Source organism: Vibrio sp. 03_296 (genome assembly GCF_002265885.1).
The window spans coordinates 1-741 of the sequence record NZ_NPKW01000459.1; the positions used below are offsets into that span (position 1 = coordinate 1).

Sequence of the window (741 nt, forward strand, 5' to 3'; positions counted from 1 at the left end):
AGTTGCGGCAGGGGAGCCTATCTTGGCGCAAGAGCATGTGGAAATGCACTACCAAGTGGATCCGAGCATGTTTCGTACCTCAAGCCGATTTTCTTTTGCGCGTTCATGGCGAAAGTATGAAAGACATTGGCATTATGGATGGTGACTTGTTGGCTGTGCACAAAACACAAGACGTGCGCAATGGGCAAGTTGTAGTCGCGCGTGTTGAAGATGATGTGACGGTAAAACGTTTGGAACGTAAAGGTTCAACCGTGCTGCTCCATGCAGAAAATGAAGAGTTTGCGCCTATCGAAGTGGATCTCACTAGCCAGCAGTTGACCATTGAAGGCATTGCTGTAGGCATTATCCGCAATACGGATTGGATGTAATACGCCCAATTATGTGCAAAGTAATGCTCAATAAGTCCGTTTCTACGGAGTCTTATTTGTTTTGTCTCGGCCTTCATTTGACGATCGTTTCTCTAGTAAGGCGTCAGTGAGGGTGCACCGCGCGGATTGAAATTGTAATTGAGATTTATTATCATTAAGTTACTTTATTGGAATCGATGAGAAAGGTCATCGTGATGTCTTCAATCAAACAGTCATCGGAAAAGGGAATGATCCGGTACCAGCAAGATTGTTGCAGCCGTTGTGGCTTCGTAGCCGAGAAAGCTTGGTCGACGGAGGCTTAATCTATGACCCGATTGCCGCGAAAGCCTGTTTAAGTTGCAAGCTTGCGCCTGAGTGTTTATCTGGTGATGTG

General features: G+C 46.3%; 2 pseudogenes. Both read left to right on the forward strand.

From position 1 onward, the window contains the following. Nucleotides 1–368 (forward strand): annotated as a pseudogene (gene lexA, locus CIK04_RS25385) (transcriptional repressor LexA); the annotation flags it as partial. Between the two features lie 214 nt (nt 369–582). Beyond that, nucleotides 583–741: pseudogene (locus tag CIK04_RS33875) on the forward strand (class I SAM-dependent methyltransferase); the annotation flags it as partial.